We start from the raw sequence: 3,271 nt of genomic DNA on the forward strand, positions 1-3,271 counted from the left end.
GGCTGGGGGTGGCCTTCGGGTCGTCACTGTCTCGTGTACCGCTGGGAGTCGGCTGTTGTGGTCGGGTGCTGGTTGGCGCGGGTGGGTGTGGCGGTGCCGGTCGTTGCTTGAGAACTGCACAGTGGACGCGAGCATCTTTGAATGAAAGTCTTTGTGGTCAAGTTTATAAGGGCACAGGGTGGATGCCTTGGCACTAGGAGCCGAAGAAGGACGTTGTAGCCTGCGATAAGCCTCGGGGAGTTGGCAAACGAACCGTGATCCGAGGATCTCCGAATGGGGAAACCCCGCCACAGTCATGTGTGGTGACCCGCACCTGAATATATAGGGTGTGTGGAGGGAACGCCGGGAAGTGAAACATCTCAGTACCGGCAGGAAGAGATATTCCGTGAGTAGTGGCGAGCGAAAGCGGATCAGGCCAAACCGTATGCGTGTCAAAGCCGGCAGGCGTTGCGCATGCGGGGTTGTGGGACCTCTTGGTTGGGACTGCCGTTCCAGCAAGGAGTCAGAAAGTCGCGTCATAGTCGAAGGGCATTGAAAGGCCCGGCACAGAGGGTGGTACCCCCGTAGACGAAATGGCGTGGCCTCCTGAGAGGGATCCCAAGTAGCTCCGGGCCCGAGAAACCTGGAGTGAATCTGCACAGACCACTGTGTAAGCCTAAATACTACCTAGTGACCGATAGCGGACAAGTACCGTGAGGGAAAGGTGAAAAGTACCCCGGGAGGGGAGTGAAATAGTACCTGAAACCGTGTGCCTACAATCCGTCGGAGCCTCCCTAGCAGGGGTGACGGCGTGCCTTTTGAAGAATGAGCCTGCGAGTTAGTGGTACGTGGCGAGGTTAACCCGTGTGGGGAAGCCGTAGCGAAAGCGAGTCCGAATAGGGCGTCTGTAGTCGCGTGCTCTAGACCCGAAGCGAAGTGATCTAGCCATGGGCAGGTTGAAGCGCGGGTAAGACCGCGTGGAGGACCGAACCCACCTGGGTTGAAAACCGGGGGGATGACCTGTGGTTAGGGGTGAAAGGCCAATCAAACTTCGTGATAGCTGGTTCTCCCCGAAATGCATTTAGGTGCAGCGTCACGCGTTTCTTGCCGGAGGTAGAGCTACTGGATAGCCGATGGGCCCCACCAGGTTACTGACGTTAGCCAAACTCCGAATGCCGGTAAGCCAGAGCGTGGCAGTGAGACTGCGGGGGATAAGCTCCGTAGTCGAGAGGGAAACAGCCCAGACCACCAGCTAAGGCCCCTAAGCGTGTGCTAAGTGGGAAAGGATGTGGAGTTGCACAGACAACCAGGAGGTTGGCTTAGAAGCAGCCACCCTTGAAAGAGTGCGTAATAGCTCACTGGTCAAGTGATTCCGCGCCGACAATGTAGCGGGGCTCAAGCACACCGCCGAAGCTGTGGCATTCACACATCAGACAAGCCTTCGTGGTTCAGTCGTGTGGATGGGTAGGGGAGCGTCGTGTGGCGAGTGAAGTCGCGGGGTAACCCAGCGGTGGACGCCACACGAGTGAGAATGCAGGCATGAGTAGCGAATGACGGGTGAGAAACCCGTCCGCCGAATGACCAAGGGTTCCAGGGCCAGGCTAATCCGCCCTGGGTAAGTCGGGACCTAAGGCGAGGCCGACAGGCGTAGTCGATGGACAACGGGTTGATATTCCCGTACCGGCGAAGGACCGCCCATACCGAGCCCGGTGATGCTAACCGTCCGACCCTGTGCACCGTGGCCTTCGGGCCGCACCGCACAGGTGAGCACGGGACCCGAACCGGTAGTAGGTAAGCGTATTAACAGGGGTGACGCAGGAAGGTAGCCAAGCGTGGCGATGGTAGTCCACGTCCAAGGTCGTAGGGCGAGGTGTAGGCAAATCCGCACCTCACACAGCCTGAGAGCTGATGGTGACCGCATTAGCGGGAATCTGGTGATCCTATGCTGCCTAGAAAAGCCTCGACGCGAGGTCCTAGCCGCCCGTACCCCAAACCGACTCAGGTGGTCAGGTAGAGAATACCAAGGCGATCGAGCGAATCGTGGTTAAGGAACTCGGCAAAATGCCCCCGTAACTTCGGGAGAAGGGGGGCCTGAAGCGTGAACCGGCTTGCCCGGGGAGCGTGGAGGGCCGCAGAGACCAGGGAGAAGCGACTGTTTACTAAAAACACAGGTCCGTGCGAAGTCGCAAGACGATGTATACGGACTGACGCCTGCCCGGTGCTGGAAGGTTAAGAGGACGGGTCAGCCGCAAGGCGAAGCTCAGAATTTAAGCCCCAGTAAACGGCGGTGGTAACTATAACCATCCTAAGGTAGCGAAATTCCTTGTCGGGTAAGTTCCGACCTGCACGAATGGCGTAACGACTTCTCCGCTGTCTCAACCGCGAACTCGGCGAAATTGCACTACGAGTAAAGATGCTCGTTACGCGCAGCAGGACGGAAAGACCCCGGGACCTTTACTATAGCTTGGTATTGGTGTTCGGTGCGGCTTGTGTAGGATAGGTGGGAGACTGTGAAGCCGGCACGCCAGTGTCGGTGGAGTCAACGTTGAAATACCACTCTGGTCGCTCTGGACATCTAACCTCGGTCCGTGATCCGGACCAGGGACAGTGCCTGGTGGGTAGTTTAACTGGGGCGGTTGCCTCCTAAAATGTAACGGAGGCGCTCAAAGGTTCCCTCAGCCTGGTTGGCAATCAGGTGGCGAGTGCAAGTGCACAAGGGAGCTTGACTGTGAGACAGACATGTCGAGCAGGGACGAAAGTCGGAACTAGTGATCCGGCGGTGGCTTGTGGAAGCGCCGTCGCTCAACGGATAAAAGGTACCCCGGGGATAACAGGCTGATCTTGCCCAAGAGTCCATATCGACGGCATGGTTTGGCACCTCGATGTCGGCTCGTCGCATCCTGGGGCTGGAGTAGGTCCCAAGGGTTGGGCTGTTCGCCCATTAAAGCGGTACGCGAGCTGGGTTTAGAACGTCGTGAGACAGTTCGGTCCCTATCCGCTGCGCGCGCAGGAAACTTGAGAAGGGCTGTCCCTAGTACGAGAGGACCGGGACGGACGAACCTCTGGTGTGCCAGTTGTTCCGCCAGGAGCACGGCTGGTTGGCTACGTTCGGAACGGATAACCGCTGAAAGCATCTAAGCGGGAAGCCGGCTTCAAGATGAGGTTTCCACGCCCTTCGGGGCGAGAGGCTCCCAGCGAGAACACTGGGTCGATAGGCCGGATGTGGAAGGCAGGACTCAAGACTGCCGCAGCTGACCGGTACTAATCAGCCGACAACTTCACCACAATCATT

1 rRNA gene is annotated in these 3,271 nt (G+C 58.0%); it reads left to right on the forward strand.

Annotation, left to right across the window (positions count from 1 at the left end):
* Positions 1-155 precede the first annotated feature (155 nt).
* Positions 156-3,264 (forward strand): 23S ribosomal RNA (locus KIN34_RS16530).
* Positions 3,265-3,271 lie beyond the last annotated feature (7 nt).

The organism is Cellulomonas fulva (assembly GCF_018531375.1).
Classification (GTDB): Bacteria; Actinomycetota; Actinomycetes; order Actinomycetales; family Cellulomonadaceae; genus Cellulomonas; species Cellulomonas fulva.